Here is an 18,619-nt window from a genome sequence, read left to right on the forward strand (position 1 = left end):
CCTGCTCAGCCGGCCTTGGCCATCTGCATCAGCGTCACGCGCTGCTGCAATTTGCGTTGCGCCTGATCGACAACCACGGCGACGATGATGACCAGACCCTTGATGACCATCTGCCAGAAGGACGACACGCCCATCATCACCAGTCCGTCCGACAGAATGCCGATCACGAAGGCGCCGATGATCGTGCCGCCGATCGTGCCGCGTCCTCCCGACATCGAGGTGCCGCCGAGCACGGCCGCCGCGATGGCGTTGAGCTCGAAGGAATTGCCGGTGGCCGGGTGCGCGGCCATCAGTTCCGACGAGATCACCAGGCCGACGATCGCGGCGCAGAAGCCGGAAAACATATAGACGAACATCTTCACCCGGTCGACGCGGATGCCGGACATGCGGGCCGCCCGCTCATTGCCGCCGACCGCAAAGATATGCCGACCGAGCGGCACGAAACGGGCGAAATAGGCCGCCGCCAGCGCCACCGCGATCAGCAGCCAGACGGATGTCGGCAGGCCCAGAATATAGCCTGCGCCGAGAAAGCCGAAGCCCTCATTGCCGAGTTCCGGCTTGCCGACCAGATTGGGCAGCGTCTGGCCGTCGGAGTAAAGGAGGGCCGCGCCGCGCGCCATATAGAGCGTGCCGAGCGTAGCGATGAAGGGCGCGACATTCAGCTTGGTGATCAACAGCCCGTTGATGACGCCGATGAACACGCCGACCACCAGCACGATCAGCGCCACTTCGAAAATGTTGAAATAGACGGTGTAGCCGATCGGAAGCTGGATGCCGTTGAGGATCAGCCCGCCGGCGACCATGCCGCACAGGCCGACGATCGAGCCGACCGAGAGATCGATGCCGCCGGTGACGATGACGAAGGTCATGCCCATGGCGAGAAAGGCGTTGAGCGCCACATGCTTGGACATCAGGATCATATTCGCCGTCGACAGGAAATTCGGGGCGAAGATCGAGAAGAAGGCGATCACGGCAAACAGCGCGATGAAGGTGCGCAGTTTCATGAGCGTCAGGAGGAGCGATCCGGAGACTGGGCTCGCGCCCGTTGCGGCGTTGGCGGCGGCGGTCATCAGTGAAGCGTCCTTCTTTGTTTATGTCCTTCGGCGGAGGCGGCGATGATCGCCTCCTCGGTGGCGGCGGCGCGATCGAGGATCGTCACCAGTCGGCCGTTGCTCATCACGGCGATCCGGTCCGACAGCGCCATGACCTCTTCGAGATCGGAGGTGGAAAACAGGATGGCGAGCCCCTCACCCGCCAGCCGGCGCATGGTGCGGAAGACATCGGCCTTCGCGCCGACATCGATGCCCCGCGACGGCTCGTCCATCAGCAGCACCTTCGGCCCGGTCATCAGCGCCTTGCCGATGACGACCTTCTGCTGGTTGCCGCCCGACATCGAGGTGACTTCGAAATCCGGGTTCGGCGCCTTGATGGCGAGATTGCGGATCGAATCCTTGATCGCCTGCTTCTCTTTGGCGAGATCGATGTGGAACAGGCTCTTCACGAACTGACCGAGGCTCGCGAGCGTCAGGTTCTCGGCGATCGACAGGCATTGCACGAGGCCTTCGCGCTGGCGATCCTCCGGGATCAGGGCCAGTCCCTTCTGGATGCGGCGGGTTGTGTCGGGCGCAGTCAATTCTGCGCCATCGATGAAGATCCGGCCCGACGACAGGGGATGACGGCCCATGACACATTCGAACAGTTCGCTTCGGCCTGCGCCCATCAAGCCGTAAATGCCGAGGATTTCGCCCTTGCGCACCGTGAGCGACACGTGATCGACGGCATAGCCGCCCTGGGCGCGCGGCAGGCAGATCTCTTCGACGCGCAGCGCCTCGCCGCCGATCTTGTGATCCGTGGCCTTGGCGAAATCCTTGGCGTCAGAGCCGATCATCGAGCGGACGATCCAGCGGGTGTCGATGTCCTTCACCAAAGCCTGGCCGGTGATCTGGCCGTCCTTCAGCACGGTAATGTAATCACCGATCCGCATCAGCTCTTCGAGCCGGTGCGAGATATAGACGATGGCGACGCCCTGCGCCTTCAGTTCGGCGATGACGCGGAAGAGAATGTCGACTTCCGCAGCGGACAGAGCCGAGGTCGGCTCGTCCATGATGAGGATGCGGGTGTCGAGCGAGACGGCGCGGGCGATCTCCACCAGCTGCTGTTGGCCGATCGGCAGGTCTTCGGCGAGCGTCTCGGCGGAGATGCCGGCTTCCAGTCGGTTGAGGAAGGCGTTGGCCTTGTCGACCTGCGCCTTGTGGTCGATGCCGCGCAGGCCGCGGGTGATCTCGCGGGTGGCGAAGATGTTTTCGGCCACCGTGAGATTGCCGAACAGGTTGAGTTCCTGAAAGACGATGCCGATGCCATGTTTGACGGCGTCGGCGGGCGAGGAAAGCGAAATGCGTTCGCCATCCATCCAGATCTCGCCGAGCGTTGGCTGCTCCACGCCGGCGATGATGCGCATCAGCGTCGATTTGCCGGCGCCATTTTCGCCGACCAGCACATTGACCGCGCCGCGCCTGAGCTTGAGATTGGCTTTCTTGACGGCGAGAATGCCGGAATAGGCTTTGGTGACGTCGCGCAGTTCGAGGATGACGTCGTCCTGGGAAGCGTCCATCTCAGCCTCCGATCGTGATCGTCGCCGGCACGAATTGCGGCAATTGACCCGAAGACGGCTGCGGATAGGCGCCGGTCGCTTTCACGGTCTTGCCGACGAGCGTGTCGCGCGGCAGCTTTTCCAGCGTCAGCTTGTTGACGTGAATGTTGAAGGATTTGCCGAACTGCGCCCATTCGATCTGGTTGCGGAAGGAGTTGAAATCGACGAAATCCAGCGCGTCGCGCAGCGCCGTGCCGCGAATGGCGGGGCCAATCGCCACGCGCACATCCGCCTTCTGATCGCCGTCGACATCGACGTCGACATAGCCGGCGCGGGATTTGGTCTCGGCCTTGACGATGACGCCGTCGACTTTGGCGGCATAGGTCCAGGGCGCGTTGCCCTGCTTTTCCTTATGGCCATAGGTCTTGTTGGCGGCGTCCGGATCGGAGGCGACGAGGGCCGCGACGTCTTTATAGGGCGCGGCTTTCTTGTCGAAATAGGGGACGACCTTGCTGTCCCAGATCTCGGCCACCTGCCGGTCTGGATCGAAGGCGGCGGCGGCCGCTTCCTTCTGCTGGTCCTCGGTCTTGACGAATTTGCATCCGGCCAGCGTGAGCCCAGTCAGCGCCAGAAGGGCGATGAAGGCGTGATGTCGGGACATGGCGCGCTCCGGTCGTGTACACCAAAATGGGCCGGCAAACGGCCCGGAATGAAGGGAAAAGGCGCGGGGATGCTGAAAAGCGCCCCCGCGCAAAGTCGGCCGTGTGGCGGCCTTGGGAAAATCAGTCCTTCAGCGCGAAAGTTTCGAGCTTGCCGGCGTTGTCGGCGGTGATCAGCACGCAGTCCATCAGCTGCTTTTCCTCAGCCGGGCCCTTGCCGGTCTTGATGTACTGATCGGCCTGGGTCACGGCGAGCTGGGCCTGCGCATAGGCCGGCTGCATGACGGTGGCCTTGATGCCGCCTGCCAGGATCGAGTCGCGCACGTCGTTGGAGCCGTCGAAGCCCACCACGATCACGTCCTTGCGGCCGGCGGCCTGGAGTGCTGCGATCGCGCCCATGGCCATGGTGTCATTGCCGGCGATGACGCCCTGAATATCCGGATTGGCCTGCAGGATGGTTTCCATCTTGGAATAACCTTCCGTCTGGCTCCAATTGGCCGACTGCTGGGCGACCATCTTCATCTCCGGATAGTCGTCGATGACGTCGTGATAGCCCTTGGAGCGGATGCCGGCGTTGAGATCGGCTTCGCGGCCGAGAAGCTCGACATAATTGCCCTTCTCGCCCATCAGCTTGACGAACTCTTCCGCGCCGAGCTGCGCGCCCTGATAGTTGTTGGAGACGATCTGGGAGACGGCGATGCCGGTGGCGTTGATTTCGCGGTCGATCAGGAAGGAGGGGACGCCGGCGTCCTTGGCCTTCTTGACGGCGGCGATCGACGCTTCCGAGCCGGCATTGTCGAGAATGATGGCTTTGGCGCCGCGACCGATGGCGGTGTCGATCAGCTGCGACTGCTTGTTGGCGTCGTCGTCATGCACGAGCACCAGCGTGTCATAGCCGAGTTCCTTGGCCTTGGCTTCCGCGCCCACGGCTTCCGCCTTGAAGAACGGATTGTCGTGGCTGGGGGTGATGATGGCGATGAGATCGGCGGCAAAGGCCGGCATGGCGGTGGTGGCCGCCATGATGGCGGCGAAGCCGGCAAGCGTCAGTCTGCGGGTCAGTGTCATGATGTTCTCCTCCTCTTGAACAGGTTTTGGCGCGGCGCGTCGGCCGTGCCCTGTAGTCATCAAGCGGACGCCTCCACGCCCGCTTGTCTGTGGCGCTAAGCCTCAGGTGATGCGCTGAATGCTGGCGGCGATTTCTTCGGGTTCGAAAACGCGCAGCCAGTCGTCCTTCATCAGCACGGGCTTGCCGAATTCGATCGCCTTGTTGCAGGCGTCGGAAAACACGCCGGGCGTCTCTTCGAAAATGACCGCGCCGAGCACGTTCATGTGGCCGAGCAGGAAGTCGCGGGCCGCTTCCTTGGGCACGCCGCGGCGGACGCATTCGTCCATGGCTTCTTTCATGACCACGAGCAGCGAGGCGCAGACGGTTTCGGACAGACCGGGCTCCAGCAGCGCCATCTGTTCGACGGTGACGCGATGCGAGCGCATGACCGGCGCCCAGATCGTCTTGGCGATTTCCTCGCCGAGCGCATACTCGCTTTCCGGACCCTGCATCAGCGCAGACACGATATGCTGCTTGGCGTGCACGCCGCCGAAGTGATCCTTCTTGGCGGCCATGTCGGTCTCGTCGTTGAAGATCGGCGGATGGCAGGGATGGGTGACGAAATAAGTGAGGTCGGCGCGCTCCGGCAAATGGCCGGCGAAGGGGGCGGCGGCGTCGAGCACCACGACCATCACGCCAGGCTTGAGCTTGTCGGAAATCGAATGCGCGACCTTGCCGATGGCGGTATCCGGCACCGCCAGGATCACCACATCGGCGCCACCGAGCGCGGCGTCGGCGTCAACCGCCGTGACGCCCAGTTCATTGGCAAGCCGCGCCTTGCCGGCGTCGCTGACTTCGACGTGACGGACGTCGAAACGCGATCCCTTGAGATTTTTCGCCAGGCGGCAACCCATTTTTCCGCCTGCTCCGAATAGCGCGATGGCCGTCATTGTGCCGTCTCCGTCCTTGCTTCTGTGTCACCTGGAGGGTCGGCGCTTTGGGCGCAGAGGGTTGCTGTCCACCGACGCTGCGGCGGAGGCCTCCCAGGCTGCCGTCCTCCCGACGGCGCCGCTCCTCACTCTGGAGGAACGGGTAAAGCAACTGGTATGATGAGTCAATGAGGTAATGATTATTTTGTACGAACACAAAAAACCGCCGGACTGCAGCCGGCGGGCAAGGCTTCGCGGGAGAAACAGTCAGTATTTGATCCAGGCGGTCTTGAGGCCGGAGAATTTGTCGAAGGCGTGCAGCGACAGGTCGCGGCCAACGCCGGATTGCTTGAAGCCGCCAAAGGGCGTCATCGGAGACAGGGCGTCCACGGTGTTGACGGAGACAGTGCCGACTTTCAGCACATCGATCAGCCGGTGGGCGCGCGACAGGTTCGAGGTCCAGACGGAGGCCGCCAGCCCATAGATCGTGTCATTGGCGAGCGTCACGGCTTCTTCCTCGGTGTCGAACACCGTCACGGCCAGCACCGGTCCAAAGATCTCTTCCCGCGACAGCCGATCGTCAGGATCGACGTCCGCAAAGATGGTCGGCTGGATGAAATGGCCCTTGCCAGCAACCGTCACGCGCTCTCCGCCGGCGATCAGCTTGGCAGTGGTCTTGCCGTGTTCGATATAGGATTGGACGCGGTCGCATTGGCGGCCGTCGACGATCGCGCCCATGGTCGAGGCCGGATCGAGAGGATCGCCGGGCACATAACGCGCGGCGCGCTCTTTCATCTTCTCAATAAACGCGCCGGCGACGCCGCGTTGGACGAGCAGCCGTGAATTGGCCGAGCAGATTTCGCCCTGATTGAAGAAGATGCCGAAGGCGGCCATGTCGGCTGCGGCGTCCAGATCCTCGCAATCGTCAAAGATCAGGTTGGGGCTCTTGCCGCCGCATTCCAGCCAGACCTGTTTCATGTTGGATTGTGCGGAATAGCCGAGGAAATATTTGCCGACTTCGGTGGAGCCAGTGAAAGTAATGCAATCGACATCCTCATGCAGGCCGAGCGCCTTGCCGGCGGTCTCGCCAAAGCCAGGAACGACGTTGAACACGCCGGCGGGCACGCCAGCTTCAAGCGCAAGTTCGACGAGGAAGAGTGCGGAGAGCGGCGATTGCTCGGCAGGTTTCAGCACCACCGAATTGCCCATGGCGAGCGCCGGCGCGCATTTCCAGGCGGCCATGTCGAGCGGGAAGTTCCAGGGCGTCACAGCGCCGATGACGCCCAGCGCTTCGCGCCTGACCATCGCGACATTGCCGCGACCCGTGGGCGCGATCTCGTCATAGATTTTGTCGATGGCTTCGGCGAACCATTGGAAGACGCCGGCTGCGCCCGGCACATCGATGGCCGCTGCATCCGTCACGAGCTTGCCCATGTCGAGGCTTTCGAGCAGCGCGAATTCGGTGAGGTTGTCGCGGATGAGATCGGCGAGCTTCAACAGCACCGCCTTGCGCTCAGCCGGCGTCTTGCCCGACCAGCGACCATCCTCGAAGGCGGCGCGCGCGGCTTTGACCGCGCGGTCGATATCCTCGGCGTCACAGGCGGCTATCTCAGTGATCACCGCCTCCGTCGCCGGATTGACGCTCGGAAAGGTCTTTCCGGAGAGCGCCGGAACGAAAGCGCCGTCGATAAAGGCCCGGTTGCGAAACCGGAGTTTTGCCGCTGCGTCTTTCCAGTCTGCCAAAGTCATGGTCATCGGTTCGGCTCCTTATCTGTCGTCGCCGGGAACGCCGTAGCTCGGCGAGCCCGAAGGATTGAGGGCGCGGGTGACATAGGCGTCGAGCTGCGGCTTGTAGAGCCGCCAGAGATCGGCGAGCTGGCCAATCGGATTTTCGTCCGCCCAGTCGACCCTGAGATCGGCAACCGGCCAGCTAACCTGATCGACGATCAGCAGACCGGTGGAATGAACAGGCCCCGCCTCCCCGCCCGCTTCGAGCGCCGCCTGCATGGCGGCGATCAGCCGGTCGCCGAGATCGCCTTCCGCCGCTTCAAACGCCGCGACCATGCGCTTGGGAATGAAGGGATTGGCGAGCAGATTGCCGGCGGCGGCGCAATCGAGCCCTTGGGCCGTATCGTGGACGCCGAGCGTCTGCCCGCCTGAAAACAGCGCAGACTGTCCGTTTGCGTCGAGAATGACGAGCTGGCGCCACTCCGTATGTGGATAACCGTCGAGAAGCGCCGTCATCGCCGCGTCTGCGTCGAGGCCCGACGTGAGCAGGTCGAGCCCCTTTGGCCCCAGCGCCGGATCGGTGATGTTCTGGCTGGCGACGACGCCGACGCCGGCGCGAGCATGGGCGCAGCGCGCGGCGACCGCAGGTGACGACGAGGAGATCGCCATGCCCAGCCGGCCGGTGGTCTTGCAGCGCCCGAGGATCGAAAAGGTCATGGCGTCAATCCGGAATGACGGCGGTGACGTCGACCTCGACCAGCCATTCCGGCCGGGCGAGCGCGGAAATCACCACGCCGGTCGAAACAGGGAAGACGCCCTTCAGCCATTTGCCGATGACGCGATAAACGGTCTCGCGATAACGGGGATCGACGAGATAGATGGTGATCTTGCAGATATGGCCGAGTTCGGAGCCCGCTTCTTCCAGCAGCATCTTGATGTTGGCCATGGCCTGTTCGGTCTGGGCGGCGACATCGCCGATGCCGACATTCTCGCTCGTGTCGAGATTCTGGCCGATCTGGCCGCGCACGAACACCATGGTTCCCCGGGCGACCACGACCTGGCAGAGATCGTTGTCGAGCTTCTGTTCGGGATAGGTGTCCTTGGTGTTGAACATCCGGATGCGCTTGTGGACGGGCATGGTCATTCCATTCTTCGGTTGGCGTTCCCCGGCAGGGCGGAGCTGGCGTCATAGGAGCCGATGTTCGCAAGAGAGGAAAGAAAGCTTTCCGTCGCTGTTGCATCAGGAAAACCGAAGCAATGCGTTCCATTGGTTAGGTTCGCGGAAAACTCGCAGCAGCTTTCGAGGGTCGCCGCTAATTCGAAATATCCAAATCAGATGTCAAATAAATCATCATTTCCCGAACCAGTCGGCTCGGTTAGCCTTTTCCTCGTCCGGCGACAGGCCGGCTTTTCAGGATTTCGGCAAAGGAGCCCGCCTTATGACGGTGGAAACCATCGACACACTCATCATCGGGGCGGGCCAGGCCGGAATTGCGATGAGCGAGCATTTGTCCAAGACGGGAATTCCCCATCTCGTGCTGGAGCGCAACCGCATCGCCGAGCGCTGGCGCTCCGAGCGCTGGGATTCGCTCGTGGCCAACGGCCCATCCTGGCATGACCGCTTCCCGACCCGCACCTTTGACGACATCGCCCCGGAGGCTTTCGCCGGCAAGGATAGTATCGTCAGCTATCTCGAGGCCCATGCGCGGGAGAATGGCTCGCCGGTGCGTTGCGGCGTCGAGGTGACCTCGCTCAGCCGCAAGCCCGACGGGTCCGGCTTCACGGCCGAGACCAATCAGGGCGTGTTCGAGGCCAGCAATGTCGTCTCCGCCACCGGCCCGTTTCAGAAGCCGGTGTTTCCCGCCCTGATTCCGGCGTCGAGTGGAGTCACCCAGATCCATTCGTCCGCCTATCGCAATCCGTCACAGCTTGCCGATGGCGGCGTCATCGTGATCGGCGCCGGCTCCTCGGGCGTGCAGATCGCCGATGAGTTGGCCCGCGCCGGTCGCAAAGTCTATCTCGCGGTGGGGCCACATAACCGGCCGCCGCGCAGCTATCGCGGCAAGGATTTCGTCTGGTGGCTCGGGGCTCTCGGTCTCTGGGACGTCAAGGCCCATGATCCGGCGCTTGAACATGTCACCATCGCCGTCAGCGGCGCGCGTGGCGGCCATACGGTGGATTTCCGCGATCTCGCAGCCCATGGCATCACACTGGTCGGCCGCGCCCAATCCTATGACGACGGCGTCCTGACATTCGCCGACGATCTTGCCAGGAACATCGCCATGGGCGACGCCGACTATCTTTCGGTGCTTGATTCCGCCGACGCCCATATCGCTCGCGAAGGGCTGGATTTCCCGGAAGAGCCCGAAGCACGGATCATTGGGCCGGAGCCCGATTGCGTCAAGAATCCGATCCTCGACCTTGATCTTTCGGAAGTCGGCGTCACCTCGATCATCTGGGCGACGGGCTACACGCTCGATTACGGCTGGCTGAAGCTCGACGTGATGGATGAACGCGGACGCCCCTCTCACCATCGCGGCGTCTCCGCCGTGCCGGGCTTTTATTTCCTCGGCCTTCCCTGGCTCTCCCGCCGCGCTTCGCCCTTCATCTGGGGCGTCTGGCATGACGCCAAATATCTCGCCGAACAGATCGCGGCGCGCCAAGACTGATCGGGACTGGCCAAGGTCGCGGCAAGGCGCTAAGGGCGGAAGGTCTATCCACGCGCGAGGCCTTCATGATCGCCTGCCCCTGCGGCTCCGGCCGGTTCGAAATCTCCTGTTGCGGTCCCTATCTGGCCGGCAAGCCGGCGCCGACGGCGGAAAGCCTGATGCGGTCGCGCTATACGGCGTTCACTCGCGGCGATCTCGATTATATCGAGCGGACCTGCGCCGGAGAGGCGAGGCTGGCTTTCCAGCGCACCTCTCTCGCTTTGTCTATCGCAAAGACGGAATGGCTGGGCCTGACGATCGAGGACGTCCGCGCCGGCGGCGAAGAGGATGTGTCGGGAACGGTGCGGTTCACCGTGCGCTATCGCGAGGGCGGCCGGCTGTTTTCACAAACGGAAACCTCTGAATTCCAGAGACTTGCGGATGGTTGGCGCTATATGCGCGGCGATGTCGCCCGAGCATCGCAGCCCGCAGCCACGGGCTCCGGCCGCAACGATCCCTGCCCTTGCGGTTCCGGCAAGAAGTTCAAGAAATGCTGCGGGGCCGGCTGAGCACCGGCCCCTGAGCTTTACGACGGGATCATCGTTTCATAGTCGTCGCGCAGACGTGCCCACACATCCCAGAACGGCTTGGGGGCGGCCTCTTCCAGACGGGCTTTGAGAATATCCAGATGCGCGTGCCAGCCGGCGCCGATCTTGACCATATTGGCGCGGTCGCTGATGCGCTTGTGGATCACCGTCAGCAGCACATCCTCCCCCTTCGGCTCCAGCGTAAAGCTGACTTCGCCGGGTCCCCAGGCGAAGGCCAGTTTGCGCGGCGGGTCGATTTCCGTCACCCGGCTCTGCATGCGATGCTCCTCGCCGAAACCTTCGGGACGTATCCCGGGCGGATCGGTTAGTTCGTCATTGCGCCAGACCAGTTCCATGGGCCCATCGATCGTGAGATCCATCGGTCCCGACGCCAGCCATTGGCGGCGCAGCTCGCTGTCGGTGAGATAGGACCAGACGCGCTCGGCCGGACCGGGCAGCAGGCGTTCGAGTTTCAAAGTCGCCTGTTCGACGACGGCGGCATAGGCGTTCAGTTTGGCATGCTCATTCATCGGGTCTCTCCCTCTGTTGCATTTCCATCGGTGCCGCGGTCCGTCCGCAGCAGATTTTCGAGAACATCGAGACGGTCGGTCCAGAAGCGCTGATAGATCGCCAGCCACTCATGCGCGCGCGCTAAAGGGCCCGGGTCGAGCCGGCAGACATGGGTGCGCCCCCTCACCTCGCGGCGGATGAGCCCGGCGCTTTCCAGCACCTTGATGTGCTTGGAGGCCGCGGCCAGTGACATGTCATGCGGCGCGGCGAGATCGCCGACGCTGCGTTCGCCCGAGGCGAGCGCAGCCAGCATTCCTCGGCGCGTCGCGTCCGACAGAGCGTGAAAGATGAGATCCATCTGTTGTGCATTATGTTCAACCATGTGGTTGAATGTGCGTGATGGGCGCTAAATTGTCAACCGAATGGTTGAATAAATTTACATGAGGCGACGAGCCGCTTTGCAGCCCGCCTCCTATGCGCTGGAATGAAAGATCAGGACAGCCGGTCGAGGATCTTGCCGAGCATCGTCCGGCAGGCTTCCATCTGGCTGAGTTCGATGAATTCGTCGGGCTTGTGGCCCTGCTCCATATCGCCGGGACCGCAGACGATCGACGGCGCGCCGAAGGCCTGTTCGAACAACCCGCCTTCAGTGCCGAAGGAGACCTTGAATTGCTGGCCGCCGGAGAGTGATTTCACCGTCTCGGTCGCCTTGCCGCGTGGATCGACATTGAGGCCCGGATAGGTGTTGAAGATGTCGAGGCGAATGCCGGTTTCCGGGAAACGTTTCCGTCCTTCTTCGGTGATCCGCTCGGCCTTGTCGAATAGCCTGGCCATATAGGCCATGGGATCGTCGCCGGCGAGGTTGCGGATTTCGAAATCGAGACGGCAGGCGTCGGGCACGATGTTGAGCGCGGTGCCGCCTTGGATCACGCCGGCATGCAGCGTGGTGTAGGGCACGGTGTAATCGTCGTCGCGGGGCCCGGAGGCCTCGATATCGGCCTGGATCGCGCGCACTTCCGCCAGAAGCTCTGTCGCCATATAGATGGCGTTGAGGCCAGTGGGCGCCAGCGCGGAATGGGCGGAATGGCCGGTGCAATAGGCCTTGACGCCGGTCTTGCCCTTATGGCCGGTGGCGACCTGCATGGCGGTCGGCTCGCCGATCAGCACCCATTCCGGATCGATGCCGGCGGTCGCCAGTTCATCCAGCATCGGGCGGACGCCGACGCAGCCGATTTCTTCGTCATAGGAAAAGGCGAGATGCAGAGGGCGCGTCAGCCGGCGCTCGGTGGCGGCGACGGCGGCCTCCATAGCGCAGGCGATGAAGCCCTTCATGTCGGTGGTTCCACGTCCATAGAAGCGGTCGCCCTTGCGGCTCATGCGGAAGGGGTCGACGGTCCAGGCCTGGCCGTCGACCGGCACGACGTCGGTATGGCCTGAGAGCACGATGCCCCCCGGCCCTTCCGGGCCGATGGTGGCGAACAGCGAGGCGCGGTCGCCATTTTCATGCGGAAACAGCCGGGAGGGAATGCCCGCCGCCGCCAGCGCATCGGCGATGTAGCGGATCAGATCGATATTGCCGTCGCGGCTTACCGAGGGAAAGGCGATCAGGCGATCGAGAATGTCATAGGCGCTGGTCATGCGAGGCGATTCCTGTTTTCGCCAAAATAGCCCCCCGGCGGAGCGGCGCGCAAGGACGCATCGCGACGTCAGGGCGCCGCGCGCAGATTGATCGCCTTGCGCATGATCTCTTCGCTGAGCGCCGAAGTCAGCGCCTTGTCGGCCCCGCGCCGCTCCACGAGGACGAATTCGACATCTTCGAGTTCGGGGAGACGACCCGCAGGAATCTCACGTAGTCCTGAAGGAGCGAGGCTGCGCGGCTGCACGAAGACGCCCATGCCCGCTTTCGCGGCGGCGGTCAGCCCGCTGAGGCTGCCGCAGGTGCAACTGATCCGCCAGGCAACGCCGGCCTTGTTCAGCGCCTCGAGCGCGATCGATCGGGTGACGCTTGGAGAGGGAAAGGCGATCAGCGGCAGAGGGGCTTGCGTGAGGGCATGGTCTGGATCGCGGGCCAGCCAGACAAGCGGTTCGCGATGCAGAAGCGCGCCGCGGGTTTCGCCCAACCGCCGCTTGGCGAGGACGAGATCGATCTCGCCATTGTCCTGCATCTGGAACAGCGGTCCGGACAGCGCCACCGTCAATTCGAGATCGACGGACGGGTGCGATCGGGCGAAGCCTTCAAGGATCAGCGGCAACTGGCTGTTGACCAGATCTTCGGAGACGCCGAAGCGGATGCGGCCGCGCAGATCGCCGGCGCGGAAGTGACATTCGGCCCGGTCGGCGATGGCCAGCATATCGCGGGCATAAGCGATCATTGCTTCGCCATCACCAGACAGCGCGACCCGATGGGTGTCGCGCGACAGCAGCTTTCGCCCGACTGTCGTTTCGAGTTTTTGGATATGCTGGCTGACAGTGGATTGGCCGAGACCCAGCCGCTCGGCGGCGAGCGTGAAGCTGCCTGTCTCTTCGACGGCGACGAAAGAGCGGAGTTGCGAGAGGTCGAACATAGATATCGTGTTTTGCGATGAGTGTTATTTCTTGTATTGCGAAACGTGATGCAAGACAATTGGCGGGATCACAAGGATTTCGCCATGCGCCGCTATATTCCCAACAGCTTCACGCTGATGCTCATCGCCACCGTCATTGTCGCCTCGTTGCTGCCGGCGAGCGGCGCTTTCGCGGATTGGTTCGGGGTCGCGACCGACATCGCGATTGCGCTGTTGTTTTTCCTGCATGGCGCGCGGCTGTCGCGCGAGACGGTGATCAAGGGCATGCTGCATTGGCGGCTGCATCTGGTGATCCTGGCGGTCACCTTCATCGTCTTTCCGCTTCTCGGACTGGCGCTCGGCTTCCTGCCGGAAAGCCTGTTGCCGCATCCGCTCTATCTCGGGCTGCTCTATCTCTGCGTCCTGCCGTCGACGGTGCAGTCGTCGATCGCCTTCACCTCCATGGCGGGGGGCAATGTGCCGGCGGCGGTGTGCTCGGCTTCGGCCTCCAACATCATCGGCATGTTTCTGACCCCGCTTCTGGTCTATTTCCTGTTCTCGCTCGGCGATGGCGGCAGCGGCTTTTCGCTCGGCGGTCTAGAAACGATCCTGCTGCAATTGCTCGCGCCTTTCGTGCTCGGCCAGATCCTGCAGCCCTGGGTCGGCGACTGGGTGCGGTCGAAGAAGAACCTTCTTCTGCCCGTCGATCGCGGCTCCATCCTGATGGTCGTTTATCTGGCTTTCAGCCATGCGGTGATCGAAGGCGTCTGGAGCGATTTTTCGCTGCGCGATCTCGCCGTGGTCGCCGTCATCGACATGCTGCTTCTGGCGCTTGTGCTGGCGTTGACCTATTGGGGATCGAAGGCGCTGGGCTTCAATCGCGAGGACGAGATCGTCATCGTCTTTTGCGGCTCCAAGAAGAGCCTGGCGAGCGGCGTGCCGATGGCCAACGCCCTGTTCGCCGGGCCAATGATCGGCTCGATCGTGCTGCCGATCATGCTGTTCCACCAGATCCAGCTGATGGCCTGCGCGGTGATCGCCGAGCGCTATGCGGCGGCGCGCCGTCGTTCGGCGCCAGAGCCCGCCGCCGCCTGAGGTTTAAAGCGTGGCGATGAAGTCGAGGATCTCCGCTTCCGAGACCACATCGGCATATTTGGCGTTCATGTCGAACAGATTGGCCTCATGCGGGGCGGGATGCCGGTCGCCGCAGGCGTCGGCGACGACAGTGGTGATGAAGCCATGCGACATGGCGTCGACACAGCTCGCCCGCACACAGCCGCTCGTGGTCAGGCCGGTAAGGATGACATTGTCCACGCCCATCGAGGTCAAGAGCGGCGCAAGCGACGTGCCGAAAAAGGCGCTGGGATATTGCTTGGAGATCACGAATTCATCGGCGTCGGGCTGAAGTCCGGCGGGCCATGCGCCGAGCGGATTGCCGGCGGTGAACGAGGCGAGCGGCTTGGCCTTCTGGAAAAAGCGACCGCCATCCAGACCCGAGGGATGCAGCACGACGCCCGTGATGATGACGGGGACGCCTTTCGCACGGGCGGCGGCGCGGATGCGCAGCGCGCTTTGAAGCGCCGCGTCCACCCCTGCATAAAGTGGGCTGGATGGTTCGAAATAGGCCTGGACGAAATCGACCAGAACCAGCGCCGGCTTCTTGCCGAAGCCGATGCGGTTGTCATAGGCGCGAGCGTAATTTTCCTTGAGATCGGCATCCATGTCGGCGTTCCTCACGTTTCCGCATAGGTCTTTTCGAAGCTCCAGACGTCTTCGAAGCCTAAAAGCGTGTTGAAGTCCTTGAAGGGATAGAGATCCACCGCATCGGTGGTCACGCCATTGTCGAGAAGATCCCGATAGGCGGCGCGGACGGCCTGCCCATGCGCGAGGAAGCCGAGCGCTGGATAGATCGCCATGCCATAACCGAGCGACTTGAGCGTTTCGACCGGCATTAGCGGGGTCCGCCCGCCATTGACCATATTGGCGAGCAGCGGTTTGTCGATGGCGGCGGCGATCTCGCGGACTTCCTCCTCGCTCTCTGGCGATTCCACGAAAATGATGTCGGCGCCGGCCTTCGCATAGGCCTGGCCGCGGCGGATCGCCTCCGCAAGACCGAGGCCGGTGCGCGCGTCCGTCCGGGCGATGATCAGAAAATCATCGCTTGTACGACTGTCGACGGCGACGGCGATCTTTCGCACCATGTCTTCCATCGGCACGACGCGGCGATTGGGCGTATGGCCGCATTTCTTCGGAAATTCCTGATCTTCCAGCTGGATGGCGCTGACGCCGGCCTGTTCGTAGCCCTGCACAGTATGGCGCACATTCAGCAGGCCGCCATAGCCCGTGTCTGCGTCGGCGATCACCGGCGTCTTCGTGCGCGCGACGATCTGGGCGATGCGCTCGATCATATCGCGATAGGTTGCAATTCCGGCGTCGGGAATGCCGAGATAGGAGGCGACGGTCCCGTAACCCGTGACGTAAAGGGCTGGAAATCCCATCGTATCGGCGATGAGCGCTGAGATCAGTTCATAGACGCCCGGGGCGAGTATGAACCGTTTTTCCGTGAGCGCCAGTTTCAGTGCGGGATCTGCCATGCGAACTCCAGTGGCTTATGGGCATTAAGTACCGGCGCGATGCGGGCCGCGACGGCGAGAAGCGAAGGGTCTGAAAAGCGCGGACCCAACAGGGTGACGCCGATCGGCAGAGCGAATCCGGAGAGCGGCGCATGCAATGCGGGAACGCCGAGCAGCGTCCAGATGGCGTTGAACACGGGATCGCCCGGCCGTCGTCCAAGCGGCGCGAAACCCGGTGCGCTGGGCGCAATCACAGCGTCGAAATCGGATGCCAGCAGATCGAAATCGATCCGCGCCACGGCTGCGGCGTCATAGGCGTTGCGGAGATCGGCGAGCGAGCGCCCGTCGCGGTTTTCCACCCGGTGATGAAAATCATCATGCAGATCGGCGCCGAAACGGCGGGCGAGATTGCGGAAGGCGGCGGCCCCCTCTCTGTGCAGAATCGTGCGATGGTGATGATCGAGTTCGGCGAAGGATGGCGGAAGTTCGAGAAGGCGTATGTCCCATCCCACCTCGCGCAACCGGTCCTCGGCAGCTGCGAGCGCGGCTTGGGCGTCGCCATCGAGCTTTTCGGCATGCGGGCCTCGGGCGATCGCGATTGACAGGTCTCGGGAGCCCTTGGATGGACGGATTGTCTCGGTCAGACCGAAAACGCCGGCGAGGAGCGAAAGATCTTCGACGGAGCGGGCGTGCCAGCCGATAGTGTCGAGGCTGTTGGCGTAGATCTTCACCCCTTCCCGGCTGACCAGTCCGAAAGACGGCTTGAACGCGTAGACGCCGCAGAAGGAGGCCGGCCGGATGGTCGAGCCGCCAGTCTGCGTGGCGAGCGCCAGCGGAACATGCCCATCCGCCACGCCGGCCGCCGAACCCGCCGATGAGCCGCCCGACGTTCTCGTCAAATCGACCGGATTTCCCGTTGCGGCGTCGCGTCCGGCGGCGGCGAATTCCGTCGTGTCGGTCTTACCGAGAATGATAGCGCCTTCTGCATGCAGCAGATCGACCGGAGCGGCGTCCGCCGCCGGCTGAAAGCCGGAAAAGAGCGGCGAGTTATGCGTGGTCGGCAGATCCCTGGTGTCGAACACGTCCTTCACGCCGATAGGCAGACCATGAAGCCGACCCCGCTTGCTCAGTGGAACGGCGTCTGCGTCTTCCGCCATATCGAGGGCGCGGGGATGGATCGCCAGCCAAGCGCGGACTGAGCCGTCTCGGGTGCTGATCCGCTCGAGACAGGCGGCGACGAGGTCACGGGATGTTATCTCGCCTGCCGCAAGGGCGGCGAGGGCTTCCATTGCGGTCAGTCCGTAGAGGGGCTGCGTCCGGCGCGTCACAGGCCGGCCCCCGGAGGAATGGCGCGGTGGTGATCCGTCGCGCCCTGGAAGCTGATGGCCGCCTCGAGGCACAGGATATCATCGCCGGGCCGCGCGACGATCTGGATGCCGGTCGGTAATCCTGCCGCGCCGAAGCCAGAGGGCGCCATGAGCGCCGGAAAGCCCGTGAAATCGAAGATCATGGTGTTGCGGGAAATGATCTCTTGAAAGCTGATGGCTTCGCCGTTGACGTCGACTGTCAAGGAGTCGAGCCGTCCGGCTTCTCCACCGATGCCCGGCGTGATCATCACGTCCACAGTCTTCATGGCAGTCACCAGCGCAGTCTGCGCGTCCTTGCGCGCTTGCAGAGCCGCAAGGTAATCGACTGCAGAAAAAGTCAGCCCCTTGCGCAGCCGGAGGAGCAGGCCCGGATCGAATAGTTCGGCGCGGTCGAGATTTCGGCCCTGAAGGGCGGCAAGTTCGCATTGCAGGATGATCCATCCCGCCTCATGCCAAGGCTCGATGTCCAAGGCCGGCAAATCGACGAGGTGGTGCCCCAAGGTTTCCATGACCTTCAGCGCCATGCCCCAATTTTCGAGCACGGCCCGGTCGACGCGCTCGGTGAACCAGGTTTGCGGCACGCCGATGCGCAAGGGGCGGGTTGGTTCGCGACGCAAGAGATCCTCACATCCCGCGATGATGGAGGCTGCCGGCTCTGCGGTCATGAAGGGCAGGACGCGGGCCAGGTCGATCGCGTTGCGCGCCATGGGCCCGACATGGTCGAGCGTCCAGGACAGCGGCGCAACTCCTTGACGCGACACCAGTTCGCGGCTCGGCTTCAACCCGGTGACGCCGCACCAGCAGGAGGGAACACGGATCGAGCCGCCCGTATCCGTGCCGAGCGCAAATGGCATCAACCGCGCCGCCAGCGCCGCGCCCGAGCCGGTCGATGAGCCTCCGGTCCAGCGCTTTTCGTCCCAGGGATTTGTGACGGCGCCAAATCGCGGATTATGCGGAGAACCCGCAGCGAATTCTGTCGTGGCGGTGATCGCAAGAGGTATCGCTCCCGCCGCGCGCAATCGTTCGACGACATGCGCATCGCACGGCGCGATGCGATCTCCCGTGAAATGGGACCCGCAGGTAATGCCGGCGTCGCGGACATCGATAATGTCCTTGACCCCGAAAGGAAGGCCCTCGAGAGGTCGCTGCCGTCCTCGTTCCCAGCGTCTGGCGCTGTCTCTCGCCAGATCCTGCCAATTCGGGGCGAGACGCAGCACCGACTGACGACCAAAAGGGTTTGTTTCAATCGCCGAAACCAGTTCGGCAAGATAGTCCACCGGGCTCAGCGCGCCTTCGGTATAGGCTGAGAGAAGGTCTCCAAGGCTCACGTCGCGGCCTCGACGCGCCAGGAGAGATCCTGGCGCGGTCGGTATCCCGAAAGCGGTTGACGGATGCGGCGTCCGACGAAAGGGAAGGTCCGCCTGCGATGGATCCCGCAAT

19 protein-coding genes are annotated in these 18,619 nt (G+C 63.2%); 3 read left to right on the top strand and 16 right to left on the bottom strand.

Annotated elements, in window-relative coordinates; translation table 11 throughout:
- Positions 1-5: 5 nt before the first annotated feature.
- The 8 genes from E8Q41_RS08340 to E8Q41_RS08375 form a co-directional block, all read right to left on the bottom strand.
- Entirely contained in the window at positions 6-1,070 is a 1,065-nt protein-coding gene (locus tag E8Q41_RS08340) for an ABC transporter permease (protein ID WP_137155065.1), read from the bottom strand.
- A complete protein-coding gene (locus E8Q41_RS08345; RefSeq protein ID WP_137155066.1) occupies positions 1,070-2,611 on the bottom strand; it encodes a sugar ABC transporter ATP-binding protein in 1,542 nt (513 codons plus the stop codon). The genes E8Q41_RS08340 and E8Q41_RS08345 overlap by 1 nt, the downstream gene beginning before the upstream one ends.
- Before the next feature lies 1 nt (position 2,612).
- Positions 2,613-3,251: a DUF2291 family protein gene (locus E8Q41_RS08350; protein ID WP_137155067.1), complete on the bottom strand. Its 639-nt coding sequence runs from the start codon at positions 3,249-3,251 to the stop codon at positions 2,613-2,615.
- A 121-nt stretch (positions 3,252-3,372) separates the two neighbouring features.
- On the bottom strand, positions 3,373-4,314 hold the full coding sequence (locus E8Q41_RS08355) for a D-ribose ABC transporter substrate-binding protein (protein WP_137155068.1): 942 nt from the start codon (positions 4,312-4,314) through the stop codon (positions 3,373-3,375).
- Between the two features lie 102 nt (positions 4,315-4,416).
- Positions 4,417-5,244, bottom strand: a complete 828-nt coding sequence (locus E8Q41_RS08360; protein WP_137155069.1) for a phosphogluconate dehydrogenase C-terminal domain-containing protein — start codon at positions 5,242-5,244, stop codon at positions 4,417-4,419.
- Positions 5,245-5,490: 246 nt separating this feature from the next.
- Positions 5,491-6,972, bottom strand: a complete 1,482-nt coding sequence (locus E8Q41_RS08365; protein WP_205910378.1) for an aldehyde dehydrogenase — start codon at positions 6,970-6,972, stop codon at positions 5,491-5,493.
- An 18-nt stretch (positions 6,973-6,990) separates the two neighbouring features.
- The gene (locus tag E8Q41_RS08370) at positions 6,991-7,668 is read right to left on the bottom strand and encodes a DUF1028 domain-containing protein (RefSeq protein ID WP_137155071.1); all 678 of its coding nucleotides are present in this window, start codon (positions 7,666-7,668) and stop codon (positions 6,991-6,993) included.
- A gap of 4 nt (positions 7,669-7,672) precedes the next feature.
- On the bottom strand, positions 7,673-8,089 hold the full coding sequence (locus E8Q41_RS08375) for a RidA family protein (RefSeq protein WP_137155129.1): 417 nt from the start codon (positions 8,087-8,089) through the stop codon (positions 7,673-7,675).
- A gap of 301 nt (positions 8,090-8,390) precedes the next feature.
- Between E8Q41_RS08375 and E8Q41_RS08380 the strand changes: the two genes are divergently transcribed.
- Both E8Q41_RS08380 and E8Q41_RS08385 read left to right on the top strand, forming a co-directional pair.
- Entirely contained in the window at positions 8,391-9,620 is a 1,230-nt protein-coding gene (locus E8Q41_RS08380) for an NAD(P)/FAD-dependent oxidoreductase (RefSeq protein WP_137155072.1), read from the top strand.
- Between the two features lie 65 nt (positions 9,621-9,685).
- On the top strand, positions 9,686-10,168 hold the full coding sequence (locus E8Q41_RS08385; protein ID WP_137155073.1) for a YchJ family metal-binding protein: 483 nt from the start codon (positions 9,686-9,688) through the stop codon (positions 10,166-10,168).
- A gap of 17 nt (positions 10,169-10,185) precedes the next feature.
- Here E8Q41_RS08385 and E8Q41_RS08390 read toward each other — a convergent pair whose 3' ends face one another.
- The 4 genes from E8Q41_RS08390 to E8Q41_RS08405 form a co-directional block, all read right to left on the bottom strand.
- Positions 10,186-10,716 carry an SRPBCC family protein gene (locus E8Q41_RS08390; protein ID WP_137155074.1) on the bottom strand — a complete coding sequence of 177 codons (531 nt, stop codon included), beginning with the start codon at positions 10,714-10,716 and terminating at the stop codon, positions 10,186-10,188.
- Positions 10,713-11,078, bottom strand: a complete 366-nt coding sequence (locus tag E8Q41_RS08395) for a metalloregulator ArsR/SmtB family transcription factor (RefSeq protein WP_137155075.1) — start codon at positions 11,076-11,078, stop codon at positions 10,713-10,715. The genes E8Q41_RS08390 and E8Q41_RS08395 overlap by 4 nt, the downstream gene beginning before the upstream one ends.
- A gap of 110 nt (positions 11,079-11,188) precedes the next feature.
- Positions 11,189-12,334 (bottom strand): acetylornithine deacetylase, encoded by a 1,146-nt coding sequence (gene argE / locus E8Q41_RS08400; protein ID WP_137155076.1) that lies wholly within the window; start codon positions 12,332-12,334, stop codon positions 11,189-11,191.
- Positions 12,335-12,402: 68 nt separating this feature from the next.
- Entirely contained in the window at positions 12,403-13,260 is an 858-nt protein-coding gene (locus tag E8Q41_RS08405) for a LysR substrate-binding domain-containing protein (RefSeq protein ID WP_137155077.1), read from the bottom strand.
- 48 nt (positions 13,261-13,308) lie between these two features.
- Between E8Q41_RS08405 and E8Q41_RS08410 the strand changes: the two genes are divergently transcribed.
- Positions 13,309-14,334: a bile acid:sodium symporter family protein gene (locus tag E8Q41_RS08410; protein ID WP_246660124.1), complete on the top strand. Its 1,026-nt coding sequence runs from the start codon at positions 13,309-13,311 to the stop codon at positions 14,332-14,334.
- Positions 14,335-14,337: 3 nt separating this feature from the next.
- Here the strand turns inward: E8Q41_RS08410 and E8Q41_RS08415 are convergent, their stop codons facing one another.
- The 4 genes from E8Q41_RS08415 to E8Q41_RS08430 are packed head-to-tail and all read right to left on the bottom strand — an operon-like array spanning position 14,338 to position 18,507.
- Positions 14,338-14,961 (bottom strand): isochorismatase family protein, encoded by a 624-nt coding sequence (locus tag E8Q41_RS08415; protein WP_137155078.1) that lies wholly within the window; start codon positions 14,959-14,961, stop codon positions 14,338-14,340.
- Between the two features lie 11 nt (positions 14,962-14,972).
- Entirely contained in the window at positions 14,973-15,833 is an 861-nt protein-coding gene (locus tag E8Q41_RS08420; RefSeq protein WP_137155079.1) for an isocitrate lyase/PEP mutase family protein, read from the bottom strand.
- A complete protein-coding gene (locus E8Q41_RS08425; protein WP_137155080.1) occupies positions 15,815-17,140 on the bottom strand; it encodes an amidase in 1,326 nt (441 codons plus the stop codon). The genes E8Q41_RS08420 and E8Q41_RS08425 overlap by 19 nt, the downstream gene beginning before the upstream one ends.
- Positions 17,137-18,507: an amidase gene (locus tag E8Q41_RS08430; protein ID WP_170976406.1), complete on the bottom strand. Its 1,371-nt coding sequence runs from the start codon at positions 18,505-18,507 to the stop codon at positions 17,137-17,139. Before E8Q41_RS08430 ends, E8Q41_RS08425 begins: the two co-directional genes overlap by 4 nt.
- Positions 18,508-18,619: the final 112 nt, after the last annotated feature.

The organism is Rhizobium sp. FKL33 (genome assembly GCF_005222915.1).
In the GTDB taxonomy this organism is placed as follows: domain Bacteria; phylum Pseudomonadota; class Alphaproteobacteria; order Rhizobiales; family Rhizobiaceae; genus Rhizobium_E.

Bases quoted from the DNA above. Each gene is read 5' to 3' on its own strand.
- E8Q41_RS08340 (WP_137155065.1), bottom strand. From the start codon at position 1,070: ATGACCGCCGCCGCCAACGCCGCAACGGGCGCGAGCCCAGTCTCCGGA.
- E8Q41_RS08345 (WP_137155066.1), bottom strand. From the start codon at position 2,611: ATGGACGCTTCCCAGGACGACGTCATCCTCGAACTGCGCGACGTCACC.
- E8Q41_RS08350 (WP_137155067.1), bottom strand. From the start codon at position 3,251: ATGTCCCGACATCACGCCTTCATCGCCCTTCTGGCGCTGACTGGGCTC.
- E8Q41_RS08355 (WP_137155068.1), bottom strand. From the start codon at position 4,314: ATGACACTGACCCGCAGACTGACGCTTGCCGGCTTCGCCGCCATCATG.
- E8Q41_RS08360 (WP_137155069.1), bottom strand. From the start codon at position 5,244: ATGACGGCCATCGCGCTATTCGGAGCAGGCGGAAAAATGGGTTGCCGC.
- E8Q41_RS08365 (WP_205910378.1), bottom strand. From the start codon at position 6,972: ATGACTTTGGCAGACTGGAAAGACGCAGCGGCAAAACTCCGGTTTCGC.
- E8Q41_RS08370 (WP_137155071.1), bottom strand. From the start codon at position 7,668: ATGACCTTTTCGATCCTCGGGCGCTGCAAGACCACCGGCCGGCTGGGC.
- E8Q41_RS08375 (WP_137155129.1), bottom strand. From the start codon at position 8,089: ATGCCCGTCCACAAGCGCATCCGGATGTTCAACACCAAGGACACCTAT.
- E8Q41_RS08380 (WP_137155072.1), top strand. From the start codon at position 8,391: ATGACGGTGGAAACCATCGACACACTCATCATCGGGGCGGGCCAGGCC.
- E8Q41_RS08385 (WP_137155073.1), top strand. From the start codon at position 9,686: ATGATCGCCTGCCCCTGCGGCTCCGGCCGGTTCGAAATCTCCTGTTGC.
- E8Q41_RS08390 (WP_137155074.1), bottom strand. From the start codon at position 10,716: ATGAATGAGCATGCCAAACTGAACGCCTATGCCGCCGTCGTCGAACAG.
- E8Q41_RS08395 (WP_137155075.1), bottom strand. From the start codon at position 11,078: ATGGTTGAACATAATGCACAACAGATGGATCTCATCTTTCACGCTCTG.
- argE (WP_137155076.1), bottom strand. From the start codon at position 12,334: ATGACCAGCGCCTATGACATTCTCGATCGCCTGATCGCCTTTCCCTCG.
- E8Q41_RS08405 (WP_137155077.1), bottom strand. From the start codon at position 13,260: ATGTTCGACCTCTCGCAACTCCGCTCTTTCGTCGCCGTCGAAGAGACA.
- E8Q41_RS08410 (WP_246660124.1), top strand. From the start codon at position 13,309: ATGCAAGACAATTGGCGGGATCACAAGGATTTCGCCATGCGCCGCTAT.
- E8Q41_RS08415 (WP_137155078.1), bottom strand. From the start codon at position 14,961: ATGGATGCCGATCTCAAGGAAAATTACGCTCGCGCCTATGACAACCGC.
- E8Q41_RS08420 (WP_137155079.1), bottom strand. From the start codon at position 15,833: ATGGCAGATCCCGCACTGAAACTGGCGCTCACGGAAAAACGGTTCATA.